We start from the raw sequence: 21765 nt of genomic DNA, 5'->3' as shown, positions 1-21765 counted from the left end.
CGGCTACTCGGACAGTCCGCCAAAAGGTACCTACTACTTGATTTTTTGTTGCGGCAGCCGCGCCATCAGCTCCTCGACCGCGGGCCGCGTGGCGAGCCCCATCGAGAACGCGCTGGCCGACCCGGTGCAGACGCCCATGCGAAACGCCTGCTCATGCGACCCGCCGCTCTCCATGAACCCAGCAACGAAACCCGCCACCATGGAGTCGCCGGCGCCCACGGAGTTCACGACGATGCCGCGCGGGGCCTCGCTCATGTAGACCCCGCCGCCCTCCGCGACGAGCACGGCGCCCTCGCCTGCCATGGAGACGAGCACGTTGCGCGCGCCGCGTTCCTGCAGCCTGCGCGCGTAGGGCACGACCTCGTCGCGCGTGGAGAGCGAGACGCCGAAGATCTCGCCGAGCTCGTGGTTGTTGGGCTTGATGAGGAAGGGCCGGTACGGCAGCACGTTGACGAGCAGGTCGCGCGTCGCGTCGACCACGATGTCGATGCCGCGCCCCTCGAGACGGGCCATGATGCGCTCGTAGATGTCTCCGGGCAGCACGCTCGGCACGCTGCCCGAGATGATGAGCGTGTCGCCCGCGGCGAGGCCGTCGAGCTTCGCGTAGAGCGCCTCGACGTCGGCCGCCGTGATCGCGGGGCCCATGCCGTTGACCTCGGTCTCCACGCCGTCGGCGTTGATCTTCACGTTGATGCGGCTCATGCCCTCGGCGACGTGGATGAAGTCCGCGGCGACGCCCGACGCGCGCAGCCGGCGCGCGATCTCGTCGCCGGTGAAGCCGGCAAGAAAGCCGAGGGCGCAGTTCTCGTGGCCCAGGTTCCTGAGCACGATGGACACGTTCACGCCCTTGCCGCCCGCGAGCATCTCCTCGTGCGCAGTGCGGTTCACGGCGCCGAGCTCGAGCCCGTCGACGCGCACGATGTAGTCGAGGCACGGGTTGAAGGTGACGGTGTAGATCATGGCGAATCCTCTCTTTGCTGGCGAACGACGGGGCGCGGTTGGAAGGGCAGCTAGGCGGCGGGGTCCGCGATCACGATGTCGCCCTGGTCGGCGAGGCTATCGGGCACGGAGTCGGTGATGATCGTCGCCGCCTCGAACGCCGCGAAGGCGCACGGCGACACGTTCGAGAACTTGCTCGAGTCGCACAGCACGAAGGGCCGCAGCGTCTGCTTGAGCGCGACCTCCTTGATGAAGGCCTCGCCCACCTCGGGCGTGGTGAAGCCCGTCTCGGGCGTGGCGCCGTTCGTGCCGAAGAACCCGATCGTGAAGCGGAAGCGCTCGATGCAGGCGACCGTCTGCTCGCCGACGAGCGCCTCGGTGATGGCCTTGAGCTCGCCCGCGGGCAGAAGCACGCGGCAGCCCTTCTCGAGCAGCACGTGCGCGTTCGCGATCGAGTTGGTGACGTAGGTCGCGCGCGTCTCGGTGATGGCCTCGACCAGGCAGCCGGTCGTCGAGCCGGCGTCGATGTAGACGAAGTCGTCCGGGCCGATGAGCTTCGCGGCGTGGCGCGCGATGGCGGCCTTCTCCCACAGGTGCAGGCGGCGCTTCTCGCTGACGGTCTGGTCGGCGGGGACCACGGTGCGGGCGAGCGCCGTGGCGCCGCCGTGCACGCGCGCGATGCGGCCCATCTGCGCGAGCCGCGTGAGGTCGCGGCGGATCGTGGACTCGGAGGCGTCGAGCGCCTCCATGAGCTCGGTGGCGGTCACCGAGCCGCGGTCGTTCACCATCTGGACGATCCGGTCGAGTCGATCCTCGGCGAGCATGGCGCTTCCTCCCTGGTACCTGCGACGGCGCTCCGGTCGGCGGTGGCGCGCGCTGTCCTGCGGCCGCCTTCCCGTCACAACCACTCACAAACGGTCTTTTCCGGTCACCATGACTATACGCCCATGAACGGTCACAACCGCCCAGAATCGTTCACGACCGGTCAACGGTATGTTTCGACCGGCGAACGGCGAGCGCCGGCGCGCCGACACGGGCAGCGCGCTTGGTATGATGGGGCGAGCACGCGGGCGCGCCCGCACCGGCACGAGCAAGGAGGTCCCCATGAGCCTGTGGCAAGAACTCGAGCATCTGAACGACTGCACGTGGGTCGAGCTCTCCCACCCCCTCACCAACGAGAGCCCTTACTGGGCGGGCATCCCCGCCGGCTCGGTCGAGCTGTGCCGCACCGTGTTCGACTACGACGAGGAGATGCTCTCCTGCCGTATCCACACCTACAAGTTCCCCGGACAGTTCGGCACGCACGTCGACTTCCCGAGCCACTTCACCCCGGGCAAGGTCGGCGCCGAGGCCTACGGCCCCGAGCACATGGCGATGCCGCTCTGCGTGATCGACCTCACGCCCAAGATCGCCGCCAAGGGCCCCGACACCGCCGTCACCGTCGCCGACATCGAGGCGTGGGAGGCCGAGCACGGCCGCATCCCCGCGGGCGCCTTCGTGGCCCTGCGCACCGACTGGTCCCACCGCTGGCCCGACAACGACGCCCTCAACAACTTCGACAAAAACGGCGGCGAGCACTGTCCCGGCTGGTCCATGGAGGCCGTGCGCTTCCTCTACGAGGAGCGCGACATCAAGATGAACGGCCACGAGACGTTCGACACCGACGCCTCCTTCCTCGCCGCCGAGGCCGGCGACCTCGCCTGCGAGCGCTGGATCCTCGATAACGGCCACCTGCAGGTCGAAGTCATGGCGAACCTCGACCAGGTGCCTGCCACCGGCGCCATCGTGTTCGTGAGCTGGCCGCACATCGAGGGGGCCACGGGCCTGCCCGCGCGCGTGGTCGCTGTGTTCGAATAGAGGCGAGCCGCCCTGTCCGCCCCGCGTACCGGCGCATCCGTGCGCCTCGCCGCCCTCAAGGCGGCGTTCCCGCCGACCATACCCATCCTCGCCGGCTTCCTGTTCCTGGGAATCACCTGCGGCATCTACGCGACGTCGCTCGGCCTCCCCTGGTGGGTGCCGCCGCTCATGGCGTGCCTCATCTTCGCCGGCTCGGCCGAGTTCGTCGTCGCGTCCATGCTCACGGCGCCGTTCAACCCCGTGCAGGTGTTCCTCACGGTGCTCGTCATCAACGCGCGGCACCTGTTCTACGGCCTCTCGATGCTCGAGCGGTTCCGCGGGCAGGGCGCCAAGCGGCCCTACCTCATCTTCGCGATGTGCGACGAGTCGTTCTCGATCAACTTCTCGGCCCGCGTGCCCGCAGGCGTGGACGAGGGTTGGTTCATGACCTTCGTGAGCCTGCTCGACCAGCTCTACTGGGTCGTGGGCTGCACGCTGGGGAGCCTCTTCGGCAGCATGGTCGCGCTCGAGGTCGAGGGCGTGTCGTTCGCGATGACGGCGCTCTTCACGGTGATCTTCATCGACCAGTGGCAGAAGGACCCCGTGCCCGCAAGCGAGATCATCGGCGTCGGCGCGGCACTCGTCGCGCTCTGGGCGTTCGGGGCCGACCTCTTCATGATTCCGGCGATGCTCATCATCCTGGCGGCCGTCACGCTCGCACGCGGGCGGCTCGAGCCGGTGCTCGGGGTGTCGGGGAGCGAGCAGGCCGAGCGTGCCGGGGGCAACGGCGCCGGCGATGGGGGCCATGCCGCCGCGGACGACGCCGCCGGAGGCGATGCGCGATGACGACGCCCCAGATGATCGCCACCATCGCCGTCGCCGCGGCCGCGACCGTGCTCACGCGCGCGCTGCCGTTTTTCGCCTTCCCCTCCGGGCGCGAGGCGCCGCGCTACATCCGCTACCTGGGGCGCGCGCTCCCCGGCGCGGTCTTCGGGCTGCTCGTGGTCTACTGCCTGAAGGACGTGAGCCTCTTCACCGGGCACCACGCGGCACCCGAGCTCATCTGCATCCTCGTGACCGGCGCGCTCTACCTGTGGCGCCGCAACATGCTGCTCTCGATCTTCGCGGGCACGGGGCTCTACATGACGCTCGTGAACCTGGTGTTCCTGTAGGCCTAACGGCGGGCCTCGAGACGGCGCACGAGCTCGCGGGTGAGCTCCATACAGTCGGCCACGACGCGGTAGCGCGCGGCGCCGAAGATCGGCGCGGACGGGTCCTCGTTCACGGCGATGACGGTGCGGGCGCCGCCGATGCCCGCCAGGTGCTGGACCGCGCCGGAGACCCCGAGGCTGAGCATAAGCTCCGGCGCCACCGCGACGCCCGTCTGCCCCACCTGGTGCGCATAGTCGAGCCAGCCCGCCTCCACGAGCGGCCGCGTGCAGCCCAGCTCGGCGCCGAGCAGGTAGGCGAGGTGCTCCATGAGCGGGAGGTTCTTCTTGCCTCCGATGCCGCGCCCCACGACGACGAGCCGCTTGGCCTGCGCGATCGAGGGGCCGCCTGCTGCGGCGACGCGCTCGATCACGCGCACGCGGGGCGCCACCGCGGCGTCGAGCACGACGTCCTCGACAGGGCCGGAAGCGGGCGCGGCGCCGCGCGGAGTGCCGGCGTCATGCGGGCCGGCGAACACGCCGGGACGGACCGTCGCCATCTGGGGACGGTGCGCGGGGCACTCGATCGTCGCCATGAGGTTGCCGCCAAAGGCAGGGCGCGTCTGCTGCAGAAGATCGGTCACAGGGTCGATGGAAAGCGCGGTGCAATCCGCCGTGAGGCCGCTTGCGAGCTGCACCGCCGCGCGCGGCGCGACCTCGCGGCCGAGCGCCGTCGCCCCGAAGAGCACGACCTCGGGCCTGCGGTCGCGCGCGAGCGCGACGAGCAGCGAGGCGAGGACCTCGGCATCCTGCTCCGCGAGGCGCCCGTCGCGGCACCTGAGCACCGCGTCCGCACCCGCGGCGAGAAGCGCCTTGGCGCAGGACGGCCCCTGCGCGCCCTCGGCGAGCACCGCCACGACGCGGCAACCGCGCGCGGCGGCGAGCTCGCGCGCCTTGGCGACGAGCTCGAAGGTCACCGGCAGCACGGCGCCGGCGGCATCCCGCTGCGCGACGACCCAGATGTCCCGGAAGCCCGCGAGGCCCTGAGCATCGAGCCGCCCCGGCGCAGCACCGGCAACGTCGCGCCCGACGGCGAGCGCAGCCGTCGGGCAGGCCTCGACGCAGGCGCCGCACAGCGTGCAGGCGTCGGTGGGGCGCGCGAGCCGGTCGCGCACCTCGATCCCGCCGAACGCGCATGCCCGCACGCAGCGGGCGCACCCGACGCAGCGCTCGGTATCGACCGCAAGCCCGCTCATGCGCCGGCACCTCCCATCAGCTCGAGCACACGCGCCGCCTGCTCGGCGACGCCGCCCGCGATATCCTCGGCCTCGGCCGCGCGCTCGGGCACGAAGGAACGGACCACCTGCGTGGGCGAACCCGCAAGCCCGATGCGCGCCGGGTCGGCACCGGCCTCGCGCGCGCCGAGCACGCGCACCGCGGCGCCGCGGGCGGCGAGCACGCCCAGGATGCTCGGCATGCGGGGCTGGGCTGCGTCCTTCGCCATGGTGAGGACCGCCGGCAGCGGCACCTCCGCCCGCTCGAGGCCCGAGTCGGTGGCGCGCCGCACAATGACCGCGCCGTCTGTGCAGGACTCGACCGCGCGCACGTCGGTCGCGCAGGCGAGGCCCAGAAGGCCCGCGAGCTCGGGCCCGATCTGGGCCGTGTCGCCGTCGACGGCCATCTTGCCGCAGAGGATGAGGTCGGGCGCGGCGCCGCGGGCGAGCTCGCGCAGGCTGCAGGAGAGCGCGTAGCTCGTCGCGAGCGTGTCCGCCCCCGCGAACGCCCGGTCGGAAAGCAGGAGCGCATCGTCGGCCCCGCGGGCGATGCAGTCGCGCAGCAGGGCCTCGGTGACGGGGATCCCCATCGAGAGCGCGCTCACCCGCGTCGAGGCGCCGCGGGCCGCCCGCTCGTCCTTGATGCGCAGCGCGACCTCGAGCGCCGTCGCGTCAAAGGGGTTCACCACCGCGGCAGCGCCGTCGCGGACGATCGTGTGAGTGATGGGGTCCATCCGCACCTCGGTGCTTCCCGGCACCGCCTTCACGCAGACCACGATATGCATCAGGCACGCACCTCCCCGCAGGCGGCGGATGCCGAGGGGCCCGCGCAGGCGCCGCCATCCGGCGCGACCGCGCAGGCGGCTTCGCCCGGCGCCCCGTCGAGCGCACTATCTTCCAGCAACTCCTCGTCGAACAGGTTGCCGCGCCCCAGCTGGCAGAAGGGGTCGAACGCGCGCTTCACGCGCGCCATCTCGCGCACGTGCGCCTCACCGTACATGACCGCCAGGAAATCCCGCTTGACCTTGCCCACGCCGTGCTCGGCCGAGACGGCGCCGCCCAGCTCGGTGACGGTGCGCGCCCAGCGCTCGAAGAGCTCCTTGCCGCGCAGGTAGTCGCCCTGCGAGCGCGGAAGCACGTTCACGTGCAGGTGGTTGTCGCCGATATGCCCCCACGCGGCCGACTCGAGCCCGGCCTCGGCGAGCGTCGCGCGGTACATGGCCACGACGTCGCGCAGGCGCTCGTCGGGCACGGACATGTCGCTGCCCAGCTTGGTGATCGCGGGGTCGGTGCGGCGGCGCTCGTCGATGAGCATGTTGACGCTCTCCGGCACGGCATGCCTGAAGAACGTGAGCGTCTCGCGGTCGAGCGCGGTGCGCGCGACCCACGTGCGGCTCGCGTCGCCGCCCACGCGCCCGAGAAGCCCCGCGAGCCGCGCGAGGTCGTCTGCCGCCTCGTCCTCGCTCGCGCTGTGGAGCTCGACGTAGAGGCAGCATGCCGCATCCGCGGGCAGCTCGGGGAGCGCCGCGAACGCCGCACCGCCCGCCTTGGCGCGCCGCAGGATGTCGAGGGACGCCGGATCAAAGTACTCGAGGGCCGCCACATGGCGGAGCCCCTCGCGCGCGGCGACCGTCGCGTCGAGCGCCGCCTCCTCGTCGGGAAGAAAGCAGCTCGCGCCCCAGATCACCGGCGGCGCGGGCATGAGCGCGAGCTCGAGCTCGGTGATGACGCCGAGCGTGCCGTCCGAGCCGATCGCCAGGTCGATCGCGTCCATGTCGTCGGCGACGTAGTAGCCCGAGGCGTTCTTCGCGTGCGGCATGGTGTAGGTCGGCAGCTCGACCGCGATCGTGCGTCCCGCCTCCGTGACGACCTCGAGCGACCGGCCGCGCGAGCGCGCCTCGCCGCGGCGCAGCGCGAGCACGTCGCCGTCAGCGAGCACCATGCGGAGCGCCCGGACGTGCGGGCGCATGGGCCCGTAGCGGTAGCTGCGCGCGCCCGACGCGTTGCACGCCGCCATGCCGCCCAGGCAGGCTGTCGACTCGGTGGGGTCGGTGGGAAACATCTGCTCGGAGGCCTCGGCGAGCGCGCGGGCGGCGGCGCGGGAGGCCTCGTCCCAGCCGTCCTCAGGAAAGCGCTTCGCGGCGAGGTGCTTGCGCAGCTCCGAGAGGACCACGCCCGGCTCGACGCGCACGGCGAACGCACCCGCCCCGTCGCGGCTCAGGCCCAGCACGCGGTTCATGCGCGAGAGGTTCATGATGTGCCCGCCGTGGGGCACCGCGCCGGCGGCGAGACCCGTCCGGGCGCCCTGGACCGTCACGGGGACGCGCCGCCCGTGCAGCGCACGCAGCACCGCGCGGACCTCGTCCTCGCTTCGCGGGAACGAGATCGTGTCCGCGAAGCCGGTGTTCCTCGATTCATCGTGCAGGTAGTCCCCGAACGCGGGACCGATCGCATCGATACGGGCCTGGGAGCTGCCCATGACCCCACCTCCCCTTGATGCATCTGCTGCCATTGTATCCCCGGGCATCGCCGCTACCTTGCGCCCCGGCTTCCGATTTCGGTTTGGAAACAATCGGGGCGGCGGGCGGCGCGGTTCGGCGAACGGGATGCGGGGCGCGGCAAGCCCTCGCCTGCCAGATGCCGCGCCGCAACGGCGCCGAGTGCGCCATCCCGGCACGATGCGCAAACGGTTTGCTGGCCAGACGTCCACGGCTTTCACACAATCGATTTTTCGCACCCGTGGCGCTGCGGCGGTGAGAAACCGGTAAGAACCGCTGCCAAATCCGTTTGATTCGCCTGCTAGCCTCCATGGCACGAGAGATGCCCGCGGGAGGCGGGGCACTCGGCGGCTCCTGCAGATGCGCGGCGCCCTGGCCGCTTGCGGAAACGCGGCGCCCGATCCGCCCGCGGGCGCGAGGAAGAGGAGGACGTATGGCCGTTTACCTACCCGACGCGAAGGTGGCTATCGAGATCGTCGACGATCCCCTGAGCCTCCCCGCGGACCTGGACGCCTTTCCCGGCTACACGATCGTGACCGTGACCAGCGCCGAGGTCTGCGACCCAGTCGCGTTCCATCGCGTGGCCGAGCGCGTCGGCGCCGCCGCCGGCGTACCGGTGCCGCCCGACACGCCCGAGGCGATCGCCGCCCGCAAGCGCCTGATGCGGCGCCTCGACAAGGACCTGCACCTCGCCGAGTACGCGCGCGCCATGGGCATCTCGCTCGTCCCCACCGCGCCCGCGGGCGGTGGCGGCGCGCAGCCCGCCGCCTAGCCTCGCGCACCGCGCCCGCGGCCCGCGCCCGGTCGCCCGCAGGCCTTCGCCCAGACCCAGCCCGCACCCCACAGCCTCCCGCGCCATCTGCTACGATGCGATAGGCCCGGTGCTCCGCCCCAAGGGCGGGAGCGCGGGCGCAGCGGAACCTTCGGCCCTGCCGTGCGAGCGGCGGGGCCCGCACGCACGGGAGGCATCGTGGTCGGGCTCGGGACGGTCATCAACGTGGCGCTCATCATCGTCGGCGGCGTCGTGGGACTCGCCGGCGGCCGACTCTTCACGCCCAAGGTCCAAGACACCCTCATGAAGGCAGCCGGCGTGAGCGTGATCTTCGTCGGGCTCGCCGGCGCGCTCAGCGGCATGCTCTCGATCCAGGACGGCAGGCTCGTGAGCGGCGGGAGCATGATGATGGTCGCGTCGCTCGCCATCGGCTCGCTCGTGGGCGAGCTCATCGACATCGACCGCCACTTCGTCACCCTGGGCGAATGGCTCAAGCGCAAGGTGGGCGGCGAGGGCGACCGCGATTTCGTCAAGGCGTTCGTGAGCACGTCGCTCACGGTCTGCATCGGCGCGATGGCAATCGTCGGCTCGATCCAGGACGGCATTTTGGGCGACTGGTCCACCCTCGCGCTCAAGGGCGCGCTCGACGCGCTCATCGTCTGCACGATGGCCGCCTCGCTCGGACGCGGCGCCATCTTCTCCGCGCTGCCCGTCGCCGTGTTCCAGGGGAGCATCACCCTGCTCGCGCGCCTCATCCAGCCCATCATGACCGATGCGGCGCTCGCGAACCTCTCGCTCGTGGGCTCCATCCTCATCTTCTGCGTGGGCGTGAACCTCATCTGGGAGCGGACGTTCAAGCCGGCGAACATGCTGCCCGCGGTGGTCGTCGCCGTCGCGCTCGCCTTCGTGTAGCTGAAAACCGCCCCATCGCGGGTGCGGCCGCCAACTTTTTTCGATAGTCGGTACCTTTTCGCCTCATGGCGAAGTAGCGCGAAACATGGAAGTCGGTGTCCCTGCGGTTTTGCTTCCGTGCACCGCCCGTATACTCGCCCGGTTGGAATAAAGGTACCTACTACTTGATTTTTATATAAATAAGAACCCCCAAATCGGCTCCGAACGCACCTCGAGATGCCCGATTGCCGAGCCTGAGCCTGCAGGATCTCGCGAGAAGCCCATGGCCGTGACCCGCGAGCGCAGCACAGTGACGCGCCACAGCATTCATACGAACAGGTGTTTGTACCTGTAGTACAATGGAAGGTCAATCGAAGCGAAAACCGTCCGCCGCCCCCAAAGCGACCGGCGGGCACGCGGAGGAGGTGGCCGCATGGATGGCATCGTGCATGACGTGCATGAACTCATAGAGCGCATCAACGCGAGCGAGCGGCTACGCGGCAGCTCGCACTTCTCCAGCGCCGTCTACCGCAACGAGCCCATCATCACCACCGGGCGCCAGATGGCCGGCTACCTGCCCGAGCGCTACCGCGAGATGCGCAAGATCTCGCGCTGGCAGGAGGGGTCGCCGCGCGGGCGCTGGCTCAGCGAGGCCGAGCTGTTCTACCGGCAGGCGCGCTTCATGGAGGACTTTGAGGACGACTGCCCCTACCACGGCGCCTTCGACTCGTACTACCCCACCTACAACGCGATGAGCGACCGGCAGCTGCGCGGCTACTTCACGTGGCGCGCGGCGGTGCGCCGCGGCGACATCCAGGAGGGCCCGCTCGCCTACGCGTACGTGTACCTTTACGAGCTCATCAACGGCGTCGGCGCCACCGACGCGCTCGACGGCTTCCGCAAGCTCGATGCCTTCTGGCGGGCGTACCGCGAGATCGCGCCGGGCATCGACCGCTACGCGCGCACCTGGCTGCGCGACTACGTGGTCTACCACGGGCTCGACCCCGCGCTTCTGGGCGAGTGCGCCGACATCGTCTTCGACCGGGCGCTGCTCGAGCTGGTCAGCCAGAGCGCACCCTTCGACCCCGACCTCCTGGAGAACATCGATATCATCGTCGCGAACGATGACGACGAGGTCGAGGCGATCTCGCTCGATGCCTCCTGGGCGCAGGTCGCCGAGGGGACGCAGCAGGGCGGCTCGGGAGGATGCTGGCGCGGACGGCGGGTGCAGGCCTCGGCGCTCCCCCTCCCGGCGGACGCCGCCCACGAGGCGGCGCTCCTCGCGGCGATCGATGCGCTGTCGTCGTACCGCATCCGCCTCTCGCGCCTGTACAAGGACACGCCGGACGACCTGCGCCACGTCGCCTGCGCCGTGTATGTCCGGCTGCTCCGGTACTATAGGCGCTACCGCAGAAGCGGCTTCGTCGAGACGCTCTTCGGGGAGGAGCTGAACATGAGCTACACCATGTTCTCGAGCGCGGTGTTCTTCGAGCCGCGCCAGCACCCCTCCGTCGACTACCGGCTCGACGCCATCCACTGGTACCAGTGCCGCCGCGGCACCTGGCGCTGCATCCGCGTGTACGGCGCGCGCGAGAAGAGCCCCGTTCTGGGCAAGGTCATGCGCGCGGTCGACCGCAAGCTGCGCGACGCTCTGGGCTACCCGCATCCGCTCAAGGAGCAGGACCTCCCCAAGTACCTCAACGAGCTGATCGACAAGGAGGTCGCGGCCTGGACCGCCTGGAAGGCCGAGCACGCGCGCCGCGCGGTCGAGATCGACCTCTCGCAGCTCGCGGGCATCCGCAGCGCCGCGGCGTGGGCGCGCGACGCGCTGCTCACGGACGAGGAGCGCGGGGACGGAGGCACCGCTGAAGAGGTCGCGACGGCGGGACCCGCTGCGGTGCCTGTCGCGGCGCCGGCCCCGCTCCAGGCCCCGGCATCGGCACCCCAAACCGCGGCGCCCCAACTCGCAGCGCCCCAATCTGCGGGCGAGAAAAAGCAGGAACCGGGCGCACAGAAGGCGGTTTCCTGCTCCATTCCGCCCGCAGATGCGGAAAGCGCCGCGGCGGGTGGGGAAGGAGGAGCCGACAGGACCGGCACCGCACCCGATGCCGGACCCGCCGCCGCACTCGACGCCGCCGAGCGCGCCTACCTCGCGGCGCTCCTCGCCGGCGACCGAGCGGCGCCTGCAGGGCGGCCAGGGCCAGGGCCTCGCCACATACCGCGAGCTCATCCGCAACCTCTCGACCAAGACGCGGCCCGAGGGCGGCGCGCTCGGCCTCGTGCTCGACCGCTGGGTCGCCGCCACCACGGGCGACGCGGAGGACGGGGGCGCAGGCCCCGACGACGTCATGCGCCGCGCCCTCACCCCGCTCGAGGAGCTCGTCCACGGCTTCGACTTCACGCGGATGCTCCGCGCCTACCGCGAGGCCAGCCTCGAGGGCGACGACGAGCGAAAGTCGTACGTGCTCAAATGGCTTCGCGGCGAGTACCGCACCAAGACCGAGGCCAGGGCGGAGCTGGGCTGCTCGACCATCATCGGCGACGACGATTGGTACGACTACGTGAAGCTCTTCGCGGCGTTCCTCACCGGTGCCGGTTACAAGGGGCTTCTCGTCCTCATCGACGAGCTGGTAAACCTGTTCAAGATCCCCAACAGCATCACGCGCCAGTACAACTACGAGAAGATCCTCACGATGTACAACGATACGCTGCAGGGCAAGGCGCGCCACCTGGGGATCATCATGGGCGGGACGCCTCAGAGCATCGAGGACCGGCGACGCGGCGTCTTTTCCTACGAGGCGCTGCGGAGCCGCCTCACGCAGGGCCGCTTCGCCACGGAGGGCATGCGCGACATGCTCGCGCCCATCATCCACCTGCACCCGCTCACCTACGAGGAGCTGCTCGTGCTCATCGAGAAGCTGCAGCAGATCCACGCGGGCTACTTCGGCTACCGGCCGCGCCTCGAGACGGCGCACCTGGTGGAGTTCCTGAAGATCGAGTTCGGGCGCGTGGGCGCGGACACGCACCTCACGCCGCGCGAGGTGATCCGTGACTTCATCGAGCTTCTGGACATCGCGTACCAGAACCCCGACGCGCCGGTGGAGACCCTGCTGAGCGGTGTCGCCGGGAGCGGTGACGCGGGCGGGCAGGGCGCGCCCGGCGAACATGCAGTACCCCCCACACCCCCTGCCACCGCCGGGCGCGATTCGGCGGAGTTCGCCGAGTTCACCATCTAGCGTGGTAACCTGAAACGCGAGCCGTACGTTCCGTCTGCAGAGAGGAGGGCGCCGTGGAGGCGATAGTCGCGCGCAGCATCATCGGCTACCTCGTGCAGATCCTGCCCTGCGCCGTGCTCTGCCTCCTGCCGTTCCGCGGCAGGTTCCGCACGAGCACGCACCGCGCCTGGCTCGCCGCCGCGGGCATCATGACGGCGGGGCTCGCGCTCTTCATCGGCGTCCTCGTCGGCTTCTACGTCGCCTCGGGCGGCGAGCCGAGCGAGACCCTGAAGACGCTCCAGAACCTCATCTTCCTCGCCGACGTCGGGGCGCTCTTCGCCCTCTACATCCACGTGGTCGATGCCGGGCCCGCGCAGAAGACGTTCGTGTTCTCGGTCGCCATGCTCTACGGCTTCTTCGTCACGTTCCTCTCGTCGCATGTCTCGCTGCTCATGGGCCTTGCGGAGGGGAGCGACGGCTTTCTGTACCACCCGCCGCGCCTCGCCGTGCTCGCGGCGGCCAACGCGGTCTTCTTCCTCGCGCTGGCGCCCGTGGCGCGTTCCGTCAGGCGCCTGCTCGCCGCCCACGTCGCCCCGGGGATCTGGTGGCGCATGGCGGTGCTCCCGCTCATCTTGGTGCTCACGCTCGTGGTCGGCGGCTGGCTGCCGCCCCTCGACAACTCGGGGCTCTTCATCACGCTGAGTTTCGTGCTGGCGCTCGACAGCGTGATCCTCGTGTGGTGGATGCTGCGCATGGTGCGCCTCGCCGTGGAGCAGACGAACCGCCAAGCCAAGCTCGAGCGGGCGCTGCGCGAGCGCACGACCGCGCAGAACGCCCTCGCCAGCGAGCTCCGCGCGGCGCGCGAGCGCGTGGACGAGCTCGAGCGGCAGATGGGCCGCGACGACGCGCCCGCGCCCACCGAGGAGGCGCAGCCCATCGTGCTCGCCACGCCGACCCGCGCGATGAGCTTCCTGCCCGACGAGGTGACGCACGTGGACTCGCTCAACCGCGTGCGCAGCATCCATTTCGCGAACGGCCAGTCCGTCCAGATCGACATGACGCTCTCCGCGATCGCCGAGGAGCTGCCCGGCGACTGCTTCGCCTACTGCCATCGCTCCATCATGGTCAACCTCAACCACGTGCGGCAGGTCACCGCGCGGGGCGTCGAGCTCGACACGGGCGAGCTGCTCCCCGTGAGCCGCCGGCGCCTGCCCGAGCTGCGCGACGCCGTGGCCAAGCTGGGGTAGCCATGGGCATCTTCGAGCGCTACGCACCCTTCGTGCAGGACTTCATCTACGACCACGCCTGGGAGAACCTGCGCGGCATCCAGGTGGCCGCCGGCGACGCCATCTTCAACACCGACGAGAACGTGCTGCTCACGGCCTCCACGGCATCCGGCAAGACCGAGGCGGCGTTCTTCCCCATCCTCTCGCTCTTCTGGGAGGACCCGCCCGCGAGCGTGGGCGCCCTCTACATAGGCCCGCTCAAGGCGCTCATCAACGACCAGTTCCTGCGCCTGAACGACCTCTGCGCCGAGGCCGACATCCCCGTGTGGCACTGGCACGGCGACGTCGCAGCATCGCACAAGCGAAAGCTGCTCAAGCACCCGAGCGGCATCCTCCAGATCACGCCGGAGTCCCTGGAGGCGCTCCTCATGCACCGGCACGCCGCGGTGCCCCGGCTCTTCTGCGACCTGCGCTTCGTCGTGATCGACGAGGTCCACTCGCTACTGCGCGGCGACCGCGGCGGGCAGACGCTCTGCCTCATCGAGCGCCTCTCGCGCATGGCGGGCGTGAACCCTCGGCGCATCGGGCTCTCGGCCACCATCGGCGAGCCGGATCGAACGGGCGCGTTCCTCTCGAGCGGCACCGGGCGCGGCTGCGTGATCCCGCGCTTCGAGGAGCCCGGCCGCGTCTGGCGCCTCTCGATGGAGCACTTCTACGTAGCGGGCCCGCAGGCGGCATCGCGCGAGGTCGCCGAGCGCATGCGCGCGGACGGCACCGTCGAGGCGGACGTCCTCGCCGTGGAGCCCGTGGCCGCCGCGCCGACCGCCGAGACCGCTCCCGTCGACAATCCGACCGCTTCCGCCACCGGCGCATTCGCAAGCAGGAAATCGACTGAACCGGCCTCTCCGGAGGCCCTCACCGTCGAAAAAGTGCTTGCGAGTTCCGAGGCGACGGAAGCGGTCGGCGAGCAGGCGCTGCTCTCGCCCACCGACCGCGCGCCCGAGAACGCCGACCCCGGCATCGCCTACATCTTCGAGCGCACACGCGGCCGCAAGTGCCTCGTCTTCGTGAACTCGCGCGAGGAGGCGGAGGCGGTCTGCACGATGCTCCGCTCCTACTGCGAGGCCAACCGCGAGCCGGACCGCTTCCTCATCCACCACGGCAACCTCTCGGCGAGCCTGCGCGAGTCTGCCGAGGAGATCATGCGCGACGACGAGCGGCTCGACACCACCGTCACCACCGCCACGCTGGAGCTCGGCATCGACATCGGCCGGCTCGAGCGCGCCTTCCAGATTGACGCGCCCTTCACCGTGTCGAGCTTCCTGCAGCGCATGGGCCGCACCGGCCGGCGCGGCGGCCCGCCCGAGATGCACTTCGTCATGCGCGAGGAGCAGCCCGAGCCCCGCACCACCATGCCCGAGACCATCCCCTGGAAGCTCCTGCAGGGCATCGCGCTCGTCCAGCTCTACCATGAGGAACGCTGGGTGGAGCCTCCGCGGCTCGACCGCCTGCCCTACAGCCTGCTCTACCACCAGACCATGGCCACGCTCGCCTCGTGCGGGGAGCTCTCGCCCGCCGAGCTCGCGGGCCGCGTGCTCACGCTCTCGTACTTCCGCCGCGTCTCCGCCGACGACCTGCGCGTGCTGCTGCGCCACCTAATCGAGACCGAGCAGGTGCAGCTCACCGAGGGTGGCGGCCTCATCGTGGGGCTCGCCGGCGAGCGTGTGACCAACTCGTTCAAGTTCTACGCCGTCTTCCAGGAGAACGAGGAGTTCACGGTGCGCTGCGAGAGCGCGGAGCTCGGCACCATCGTGAACCCGCCGCCCCCGGGCGAGCGCATCGCCATCGCAGGTGCCTGCTGGCTTGTGGAGGAGGTCGACTGGAAACGGCACCTCGTGTACTGCACGCAGGTCAAGGGCCGCGTGCCGGCGTACTTCGGCGACTGCGCGGGCGACATCGACACGCACGTGCTCGAGCGCATGCGCCAGGTGCTCCGCGAGCACGCGCCCTACCCCTACCTCTTGGGCAACGCGCGGGCGCGTCTGCGCCAGGCGCGCTGGACGGCCGAGCAGAGCGGTGCCGCAAAGCGCCCCCTCGTGAACCTTGGCGGCGACACCTGGGTGCTCTTCCCGTGGCTCGGGAGCTACGCCTTCCTCGCGCTCGAGCGCCTGCTCAAGATCAAATGCGCCGGCGAGCTGGGGCTTAAGGGGCTCGATCCCGCGCGCCCGTACTACATGCAGTTCAGGATGCGCGCGGACGAGGACACGTTCTGGAGCGTGCTGGCAGCAGAGGCAGAGGCCGACTTCGATCCCATCGAGCTCGTGTATCCGAGCGAGGTCCCGTACTTCAACAAGTACGACGAGCTGCTGCCCGCCGAGCTCGTGCGCAAGGGCTTCGCCGAGGGCGTGCTCGATATCGAGGGCATGCGCGAGCGCGTGCGCCAGTGGTGCGCGGAGCGGCGCTAGCCACGATGAAGCAAAACCACCTCCTCAAGTCCCAGGCACCTTGTATCTCGATTTAAGGTGCTATACTAAATCTCAGATACGTATAGCAAGGAGTCGATATGCCTGCCGCTCAGATGAACATCCGCTTGGATTCCGCGCTCAAGGCATCGGGCAACGCCGTCATCGCCGAGCTCGGATACACACCGTCGCAGGTCGTGCGCGCGTTGTGGGAGTTTGCAACTGTACAGGGAACCCTCCCCGCAGCACTCACGCACATTCTGCAGGGCGCGAAAACCACCGCCGCATCAGACATCGATGGTGAGTCTGGGAAGGCGGCGGAAGGCACCAGAATCGTGTCATCGTTCTACGAGCGGATCGGAATCGAGGAGCCCACGGAAGGCATCGTCGACTACAACGAGCTCCGCGAGCTTGCCGCCGCCGAGCAGTTGGAGAAGTGGGGGCTCGCATGACGGGCATTCACCCCAACGAGCGCATCTCACCTATCAAGATCATGGTCGATACCAATATCCTGCTCGACTATTATCTCGCGCGCGGCGACCACCACCGCGCTGTCAGCACTTTCGTTGCGAGAGCGTTCGAACGTGAGGATATCGTGCTGTACGTATCACCGCTCTCCCTCAAGGACCTCGCGTATCAGATCGCCAACCTCATGAAGCTCGACGCGAGGCGCGCTGGGAGGGAAATCACGCCGGATATCGCCGCGGCAGCGAGAGAAACAGCATGGGGCTGCGTTCGGAATGTGCTCGAAAAGGCCTTAGTCGCTCCAACGGGAGCGGCGGAGGTGCTGGGCGCATTCACCTACAAGCGCATGCACGACGATTTCGAGGACGATCTCGTTCTCGCGGCACTCGATGCGGCAGACGGCCACTTGCTCATGACGCATGACACCAAACTTGCGCGGCATATTGGAGAGTCTTGCATCACGGCAGAAGAGGGGCTCCAGCTGCTGGATGAACTTGACGCGATGTAGCGTGAACCCGTTGGCTCACGGTCCGACGTGCCGAAACGCATATTGCCGCACCCTCATACGCGGTCTCCATCCAGTGCCTACTGTGGAAACAGCTCCAGATACTCCCCGCACGTAAGCGCACGGACGCGCGATGTCCGGAAAGCCCGCTCGTCGCGAGTGAGGATGAAGTCGACATCGTTCAGCTCAGCGCACGCCCGCACGAGACCGTCTTCGAAATCCGGCTCGCCCGACCGCATGGAGAGCTCGCACTCCTCCGCCCCAACAGGCGCTATGACGAGTAGCCCCATGAGCAGGCCGACGGCCTCGCGGGCCGCGGCCTCCCGTCCGCCGCGGCCGAGCACGTAGTACGCGTCCTTGAGTGATCCAGATGTAACGAGGCCCATCTCGCCGCCACCATTGCAGCGTTTGAGGACCTCCCACGCCTCAGCCGATTCCGGCCTCCCCTCGATGAGGGCATCAAGCAGCACGTTCGTGTCGAACAGCAGGCGGCGCGCGTTGAAGTTACGCATAGCGACCCGCGATCATCTCTCGCATCTGGGCATCGGTGAGGCTGACGAGCTCCTCTGAAGACCCGAACGCCGCGCGGAGTTCGCCGAGCCGCGCCAGCGGGTCATCGGCATCCGAAGCTCCCTCCAACGCGGCCGCCGCGTCGGGAATCTCCCCGGTCTGGGCGATACGCTCCCACACCATGCGGATGACATCGCCCGCCGAAAGTCCGGCTGCATGGATGAACACCTCTGCCCGGGCCTTGACCCGCTCGTCGACCCTGCCGGAAATCACCGCCGTCGCCATGGCAACCCCCTTGTTGTATACGCGTCTACAGTATACGACACCCAGCTGTTCCCACCGGCAATGATTGGCAAATCGCCAGGCCACTCCCCGGCATCGGCACCATGCGAATCCCGGCAACTTCACCGAGGACGACATCGAAGAGCTCGACGTCTACTTCAAGTGGGAGACCCGCACGCAACTTGCGAATGGCGGTATCGAGATTATCGACTGGTATCCGCTCGAGTTCCTCCGGCTCAACGGGACCACGTGCCTGCACATGAGCTACTCCCGCGCCGGAGAAGATAGCGAGACAACCCGCGTGAACGTGTGTACGCCTTCCCCCGCAACGACCAGCTCGTCCGCGTGACGATCTCCTACCGGGCGAGCGATGCCGGCATGTAGAGCGATGACCTCGAGTTCGCGCTGTCCACACTGGAGTTTGCGTAGCTCGCAAGCAGGCTTCAGCGTTCTGAATTGCCGTCAGGATTTAGGCATACCGAACGCAACGCAGAATGGCGATAAGCGCGCAGATGCCTGCCACGTTATGAGCAATCAACGCGGCGGGCATCTTACATGACAAGACGCAACCGTAGTTCCTCGCGAGGAGTGGGCTCATGACCAAGAATAGCAACCCCGTCATAGCATCCTGACCCAATCCTTCGAATACCCTGTGAAGCAGATGAGAATGTTCCCAATTGCCGACATCGAGAAACCCTGCAAGCTGGCCATGGGCCCCTCACCCAAGAAATCGAATCTCCCGTTGAGGGTCCTTTTTCCTAAGACCTATCTTAGAAAACAGGATACATGAGACAAGTCTTATGTATCCCGTCGACTGTGCCGACAACTCCGGAACGCAAGCTATAGTTTACGTTCCTGCACCTCGCGCTCCCCTTCGCAAGAATGCAATCTCTACCCACCCCATAGCTCGAAAAGGCGCAGGCAGCACCCTCTGATTGATTGAGTTAGTAGAATTAAATCTGTTTCAAAGAAAATTTCTTAGTTATTTCTTGACTTCTTCTTTACTCGGTGTTTTACTATGAATCAACGAAGGGAGCCGACAAGCGGAACCCGCAAAGAGAAAGGAAACGGAAATGAAGGCAACCAAGGACACGCAGGTCACCATCCAGAACGTCAACCTCAAGATCGACCCCGTGGTGAAGGAGTCGGCCGAGTCGGTGCTAGCAAACATGGGCCTCAACATGAGCGCCTACATCGGAATGTGCCTGCGCCAGCTCGCGCAGGACCGAGAGATCCCGTTCACCCAGAAAGCCGATCCCGAGTTCTGGGCGACTGAGTACCGAGCGTACAAGACGAAGCGAATCGTCGACTCCGGCATCATCCAACCGGCCATCAACCTCTATACCGAAATCGGCAAGCTCATCACTGGAATTAGCGGTGAAATCGAGGCGAAAATGCTCGTCGCCGAAATCGACGGAACCAGCCCCACGGTTATCGAGCTCGCAAACGACATGCTTGGCGACGTGACGTTCGACAAGTCGCTCAACGCGACTCACGTGAAGGTCTCCATGCTCTTGGAAAGCGTCTCCGGCATCGAGAAGCGGTTCGCCGGTGACAAAGATGTAAAGCCCTTCACCGCCTATAGGGAAACTCTCGAGTCGATTGACGGGAAGATTCTCGACGGGTGTTTCGAGATAGCTGAAAACCTCGACGTCAACATCCTCGAGCTTTTCGGTACCGTCTTCGATCTCGATACGACGGAGGACGAGGGTTTCACCATCACCCGAGAGAACAGCGTTCTCCTCGTGGATCAGCTCTTCGGATACGCCGTCGAGACCTACAGCGAAAACCCCGACAGCATCGTCCTGCGGTACACGGGACAGGTCGGCGGGAGCGCCCTCGCAATCGCCCTTTCCGCCGCCTCGGCTGCGCAGGACATGCTTTCCAAATGCAATCTCGACGTCAAGTACAACACGGGCGTCGCGCCCGCACTCCTCGATAAGAACAAGGGGGATGAGCAGGGTGACTAGTTATCGCGGCGGAAGCTCTTACGGTCGAGGAGCCCGATTCGGTGGGTTCACGAATCATCGGACAGGCGGGTACGTATCGGCGGTACGCGCACACCAGCACACCGGCCAAAGCTTCGGCGGCTACTCGAAGGCCAAGAGCTCCACCACCGGGAACTACTACATGAAGAAGGGGTGATTGAAAAGCTCAGAAGATAACAGATGACAAATCCGCTCAACAATCCAATCAACGGCACGGCATCAAAAGGATGCCCGGAAGAAAAGGAGACCATCATGGCGTATCGCGGACATTATTCAAGCGGCAGGAGCGGCTACTCAGGCGGCGGCTTTACGAACCACCGCACCGGGACCTACGTATCGGCGGCTCGTGCCCACCAGCACGTGGGACAGAGCTTCGGCGGGTTCACTAAAACGCGCAGCAGCACCTCGGGCAACTTCTACATGAAAGGCGGCTCTTCGAACCGCAAGTAACCGCCCACGTTTACGGCGTGGCCGCGACGGGAATCGCGGCCACGCCGGCTATCTAGTCTCTTAACTAACGAAAAGAAGCCGATCATGGGATTCGTTTCAGCAAAATGCCCCGCATGCGCCAAGAGCATTGAGATTCCGGCGGAGGAAACCGAGTTCTTCTGCCCCTACTGCGGCAGCAAGTTTCTGCGCGACGCAGCTTATGCGTTCGCCGCGATGCCCGAGATGGCCACAGGCGACGCCGATCTATCCGACTTCATTATCGTTGGGACCACGCTCACGGCATACAAGGGCACAAAGCCGCATGTTATCGTCCCGGCACATGTGACAGCGATTTCTTCTGAAGCATTCCAGGGAAACAAGTTTATCTCAACGGTCACTATCCCTGACAGCGTGACGATTATCGAGACCAACTCATTCCGAGGCTGCACTTCGCTATGCACTATCGACATGTCGCACAACGTAGTTACTATCGAGATTGGCGCGTTCGAAGGCTGCGTCTCGCTACAGAAAATCGATTTTCCTCGTTCACTGCAGCAGCTTGGGGCAAGCGCATTCCGAGGCTGCTCCTCACTTGTAACTGCATACGTCCCTAGTTCTTGTAGCTATAAGAAATCAAACGATTGGAGCCCAGTGCGCCAGCATGAATTCGCCTCGTTTTCGAGCCCCACAAAGGTAACCGAAATCTAGCCCTTCCGCCTTGCCGTATGTAGGCATATCAGTCCTGCAACTTGCAGCCTACATCCAAGCCGGGCGTAATCCTGCCGTCCGTAGAACGCTCGATACGCCACAGGAGCGTCATCAATCACGCGATAAACGCACACGGATTTGCTCGACATTGCCTTTTGATATCCAAGTCATTGGGGCACAGGAACACGGTGAAACGGTCTCAGATTGCGGGAAGCCCTACAGCTCGATAGTGCCAATCCTCCTGCCGGAACTGCGTGAAGGACACGGTCGAGGCCGACCCGCAACTGTTCTCCATGAGCTCCAGCAGGAAGGCCCGGAACAGTTCGTCCGAGCGGTCAAGCAGCCACTCGTCGAGCACGAACACCTGGAAGGCGGCGTACTGGTGCCGTCAAGATTCTTGCGCACTTTCCGACAGCCCCATAGGCCCGCCCTCCGGTACTGCCGCCCCTCCAGCAGCATCGCGTCCAGGTAGCGGCGGGAGCCCCCGCTCGCGACCCTGTTAGGCACAAAGTAACCGCAGTCTGCCCCGCCCCATACCAAGCTTAAACTGTTATCCAAAGTAGAACTCGCCTGATATGCTCACGGCTGTGCGAAATATGCGGAAGCCAAGCAAGAGC

At 67.3% G+C, this 21765-nt stretch carries 20 protein-coding genes and 1 pseudogene; 14 read left to right on the top strand and 7 right to left on the bottom strand.

What is annotated here, in order from left to right:
• Nucleotides 1-33: 33 nt before the first annotated feature.
• Complete coding sequence (gene pfkB / locus FS885_RS06675; RefSeq protein WP_144744290.1) at nucleotides 34-960, bottom strand: 1-phosphofructokinase; 927 nt, start codon at nucleotides 958-960, stop codon at nucleotides 34-36.
• Nucleotides 961-1010: 50 nt separating this feature from the next.
• Nucleotides 1011-1763, bottom strand: coding sequence for a DeoR/GlpR family DNA-binding transcription regulator (locus tag FS885_RS06670; RefSeq protein WP_144744289.1), 753 nt, complete (start codon nucleotides 1761-1763; stop codon nucleotides 1011-1013).
• A gap of 280 nt (nucleotides 1764-2043) precedes the next feature.
• Between FS885_RS06670 and FS885_RS06665 the strand changes: the two genes are divergently transcribed.
• From FS885_RS06665 to FS885_RS06655, 3 genes are read left to right on the top strand one after another with little or no spacing between them, the layout of a single operon-like run.
• Nucleotides 2044-2796: a cyclase family protein gene (locus FS885_RS06665; protein WP_144744288.1), complete on the top strand. Its 753-nt coding sequence runs from the start codon at nucleotides 2044-2046 to the stop codon at nucleotides 2794-2796.
• Nucleotides 2797-2835: 39 nt separating this feature from the next.
• Nucleotides 2836-3621, top strand: coding sequence for an AzlC family ABC transporter permease (locus FS885_RS06660; protein ID WP_246060835.1), 786 nt, complete (start codon nucleotides 2836-2838; stop codon nucleotides 3619-3621).
• Complete coding sequence (locus FS885_RS06655) at nucleotides 3618-3947, top strand: branched-chain amino acid transporter permease (RefSeq protein WP_144744286.1); 330 nt, start codon at nucleotides 3618-3620, stop codon at nucleotides 3945-3947. The genes FS885_RS06660 and FS885_RS06655 overlap by 4 nt, the downstream gene beginning before the upstream one ends.
• A gap of 2 nt (nucleotides 3948-3949) precedes the next feature.
• On the opposite strand, the gene FS885_RS06650 is transcribed toward FS885_RS06655, so the two are convergent.
• From FS885_RS06650 to FS885_RS06640, 3 genes are read right to left on the bottom strand one after another with little or no spacing between them, the layout of a single operon-like run.
• Nucleotides 3950-5179, bottom strand: coding sequence for an electron transfer flavoprotein subunit alpha (locus tag FS885_RS06650; RefSeq protein ID WP_144744285.1), 1230 nt, complete (start codon nucleotides 5177-5179; stop codon nucleotides 3950-3952).
• On the bottom strand, nucleotides 5176-5982 hold the full coding sequence (locus tag FS885_RS06645) for an electron transfer flavoprotein subunit beta/FixA family protein (protein ID WP_186365805.1): 807 nt from the start codon (nucleotides 5980-5982) through the stop codon (nucleotides 5176-5178). Before FS885_RS06645 ends, FS885_RS06650 begins: the two co-directional genes overlap by 4 nt.
• Nucleotides 5982-7676 carry an FAD-binding oxidoreductase gene (locus FS885_RS06640; protein WP_144744283.1) on the bottom strand — a complete coding sequence of 565 codons (1695 nt, stop codon included), beginning with the start codon at nucleotides 7674-7676 and terminating at the stop codon, nucleotides 5982-5984. The genes FS885_RS06645 and FS885_RS06640 overlap by 1 nt, the downstream gene beginning before the upstream one ends.
• Before the next feature lie 452 nt (nucleotides 7677-8128).
• Between FS885_RS06640 and FS885_RS06635 the strand changes: the two genes are divergently transcribed.
• The 8 genes and pseudogenes from FS885_RS06635 to FS885_RS06600 all read left to right on the top strand — a co-directional run bounded on the left by FS885_RS06635 (nucleotide 8129) and on the right by FS885_RS06600 (nucleotide 17234).
• Entirely contained in the window at nucleotides 8129-8467 is a 339-nt protein-coding gene (locus tag FS885_RS06635; RefSeq protein ID WP_144744282.1) for a hypothetical protein, read from the top strand.
• A gap of 198 nt (nucleotides 8468-8665) precedes the next feature.
• Entirely contained in the window at nucleotides 8666-9379 is a 714-nt protein-coding gene (locus FS885_RS06630; RefSeq protein ID WP_144744281.1) for a DUF554 domain-containing protein, read from the top strand.
• 412 nt (nucleotides 9380-9791) lie between these two features.
• A pseudogene (locus FS885_RS10160) lies at nucleotides 9792-10343 on the top strand (TerB N-terminal domain-containing protein); the annotation flags it as partial.
• A gap of 1120 nt (nucleotides 10344-11463) precedes the next feature.
• On the top strand, nucleotides 11464-12594 hold the full coding sequence (locus tag FS885_RS06620; protein WP_246060834.1) for an ATP-binding protein: 1131 nt from the start codon (nucleotides 11464-11466) through the stop codon (nucleotides 12592-12594).
• A gap of 53 nt (nucleotides 12595-12647) precedes the next feature.
• A complete protein-coding gene (locus tag FS885_RS06615) occupies nucleotides 12648-13820 on the top strand; it encodes a LytR/AlgR family response regulator transcription factor (protein WP_144744280.1) in 1173 nt (390 codons plus the stop codon).
• A 2-nt stretch (nucleotides 13821-13822) separates the two neighbouring features.
• Nucleotides 13823-16264 carry a DEAD/DEAH box helicase gene (locus FS885_RS06610; protein ID WP_144744279.1) on the top strand — a complete coding sequence of 814 codons (2442 nt, stop codon included), beginning with the start codon at nucleotides 13823-13825 and terminating at the stop codon, nucleotides 16262-16264.
• Between the two features lie 98 nt (nucleotides 16265-16362).
• A complete protein-coding gene (locus FS885_RS06605) occupies nucleotides 16363-16713 on the top strand; it encodes a type II toxin-antitoxin system RelB/DinJ family antitoxin (protein ID WP_144744278.1) in 351 nt (116 codons plus the stop codon).
• Entirely contained in the window at nucleotides 16710-17234 is a 525-nt protein-coding gene (locus FS885_RS06600; RefSeq protein ID WP_144744277.1) for a type II toxin-antitoxin system VapC family toxin, read from the top strand. Before FS885_RS06605 ends, FS885_RS06600 begins: the two co-directional genes overlap by 4 nt.
• Before the next feature lie 77 nt (nucleotides 17235-17311).
• Here the strand turns inward: FS885_RS06600 and FS885_RS06595 are convergent, their stop codons facing one another.
• The gene (locus tag FS885_RS06595) at nucleotides 17312-17743 is read right to left on the bottom strand and encodes a type II toxin-antitoxin system VapC family toxin (RefSeq protein ID WP_144744276.1); all 432 of its coding nucleotides are present in this window, start codon (nucleotides 17741-17743) and stop codon (nucleotides 17312-17314) included.
• Nucleotides 17736-18026 carry a type II toxin-antitoxin system RelB/DinJ family antitoxin gene (locus FS885_RS06590; protein WP_144744275.1) on the bottom strand — a complete coding sequence of 97 codons (291 nt, stop codon included), beginning with the start codon at nucleotides 18024-18026 and terminating at the stop codon, nucleotides 17736-17738. Before FS885_RS06590 ends, FS885_RS06595 begins: the two co-directional genes overlap by 8 nt.
• Before the next feature lie 1070 nt (nucleotides 18027-19096).
• Here FS885_RS06590 and FS885_RS06585 point away from each other — a divergent pair.
• The 3 genes from FS885_RS06585 to FS885_RS06575 all read left to right on the top strand — a co-directional run bounded on the left by FS885_RS06585 (nucleotide 19097) and on the right by FS885_RS06575 (nucleotide 21148).
• Nucleotides 19097-19993 (top strand): type II toxin-antitoxin system RelB/DinJ family antitoxin, encoded by an 897-nt coding sequence (locus FS885_RS06585; RefSeq protein WP_144744274.1) that lies wholly within the window; start codon nucleotides 19097-19099, stop codon nucleotides 19991-19993.
• A 270-nt stretch (nucleotides 19994-20263) separates the two neighbouring features.
• The gene (locus FS885_RS06580) at nucleotides 20264-20461 is read left to right on the top strand and encodes a hypothetical protein (RefSeq protein ID WP_144744273.1); all 198 of its coding nucleotides are present in this window, start codon (nucleotides 20264-20266) and stop codon (nucleotides 20459-20461) included.
• A gap of 84 nt (nucleotides 20462-20545) precedes the next feature.
• Nucleotides 20546-21148 carry a leucine-rich repeat protein gene (locus FS885_RS06575; protein ID WP_144744272.1) on the top strand — a complete coding sequence of 201 codons (603 nt, stop codon included), beginning with the start codon at nucleotides 20546-20548 and terminating at the stop codon, nucleotides 21146-21148.
• The last annotated feature ends 617 nt before the right edge of the window (nucleotides 21149-21765 follow it).

The organism is Enorma burkinafasonensis (genome assembly GCF_902150035.1).
Lineage (GTDB): Bacteria > Actinomycetota > Coriobacteriia > Coriobacteriales > Coriobacteriaceae > Enorma > Enorma burkinafasonensis.
Note: the sequence above shows the minus strand (reverse complement) of the source record. Positions and strands in the feature narration are given on the sequence as shown.

Excerpts from the sequence above, each read along its gene's own strand:
- FS885_RS06590 (WP_144744275.1), bottom strand. The coding sequence starts at position 18,026 with ATGGCGACGGCGGTGATTTCCGGCAGGGTCGACGAGCGGGTCAAGGCC.
- FS885_RS06610 (WP_144744279.1), top strand. The coding sequence starts at position 13,823 with ATGGGCATCTTCGAGCGCTACGCACCCTTCGTGCAGGACTTCATCTAC.
- FS885_RS06670 (WP_144744289.1), bottom strand. The coding sequence starts at position 1,763 with ATGCTCGCCGAGGATCGACTCGACCGGATCGTCCAGATGGTGAACGAC.
- FS885_RS06605 (WP_144744278.1), top strand. The coding sequence starts at position 16,363 with ATGCCTGCCGCTCAGATGAACATCCGCTTGGATTCCGCGCTCAAGGCA.
- FS885_RS06665 (WP_144744288.1), top strand. The coding sequence starts at position 2,044 with ATGAGCCTGTGGCAAGAACTCGAGCATCTGAACGACTGCACGTGGGTC.
- FS885_RS06620 (WP_246060834.1), top strand. The coding sequence starts at position 11,464 with ATGCCGGACCCGCCGCCGCACTCGACGCCGCCGAGCGCGCCTACCTCG.
- FS885_RS06595 (WP_144744276.1), bottom strand. The coding sequence starts at position 17,743 with ATGCGTAACTTCAACGCGCGCCGCCTGCTGTTCGACACGAACGTGCTG.
- FS885_RS06580 (WP_144744273.1), top strand. The coding sequence starts at position 20,264 with ATGGCGTATCGCGGACATTATTCAAGCGGCAGGAGCGGCTACTCAGGC.
- pfkB (WP_144744290.1), bottom strand. The coding sequence starts at position 960 with ATGATCTACACCGTCACCTTCAACCCGTGCCTCGACTACATCGTGCGC.
- FS885_RS06635 (WP_144744282.1), top strand. The coding sequence starts at position 8,129 with ATGGCCGTTTACCTACCCGACGCGAAGGTGGCTATCGAGATCGTCGAC.
- FS885_RS06655 (WP_144744286.1), top strand. The coding sequence starts at position 3,618 with ATGACGACGCCCCAGATGATCGCCACCATCGCCGTCGCCGCGGCCGCG.
- FS885_RS06575 (WP_144744272.1), top strand. The coding sequence starts at position 20,546 with ATGGGATTCGTTTCAGCAAAATGCCCCGCATGCGCCAAGAGCATTGAG.
- FS885_RS06585 (WP_144744274.1), top strand. The coding sequence starts at position 19,097 with ATGAAGGCAACCAAGGACACGCAGGTCACCATCCAGAACGTCAACCTC.
- FS885_RS06645 (WP_186365805.1), bottom strand. The coding sequence starts at position 5,982 with ATGCATATCGTGGTCTGCGTGAAGGCGGTGCCGGGAAGCACCGAGGTG.
- FS885_RS06650 (WP_144744285.1), bottom strand. The coding sequence starts at position 5,179 with ATGAGCGGGCTTGCGGTCGATACCGAGCGCTGCGTCGGGTGCGCCCGC.
- FS885_RS06600 (WP_144744277.1), top strand. The coding sequence starts at position 16,710 with ATGACGGGCATTCACCCCAACGAGCGCATCTCACCTATCAAGATCATG.
- FS885_RS06640 (WP_144744283.1), bottom strand. The coding sequence starts at position 7,676 with ATGGGCAGCTCCCAGGCCCGTATCGATGCGATCGGTCCCGCGTTCGGG.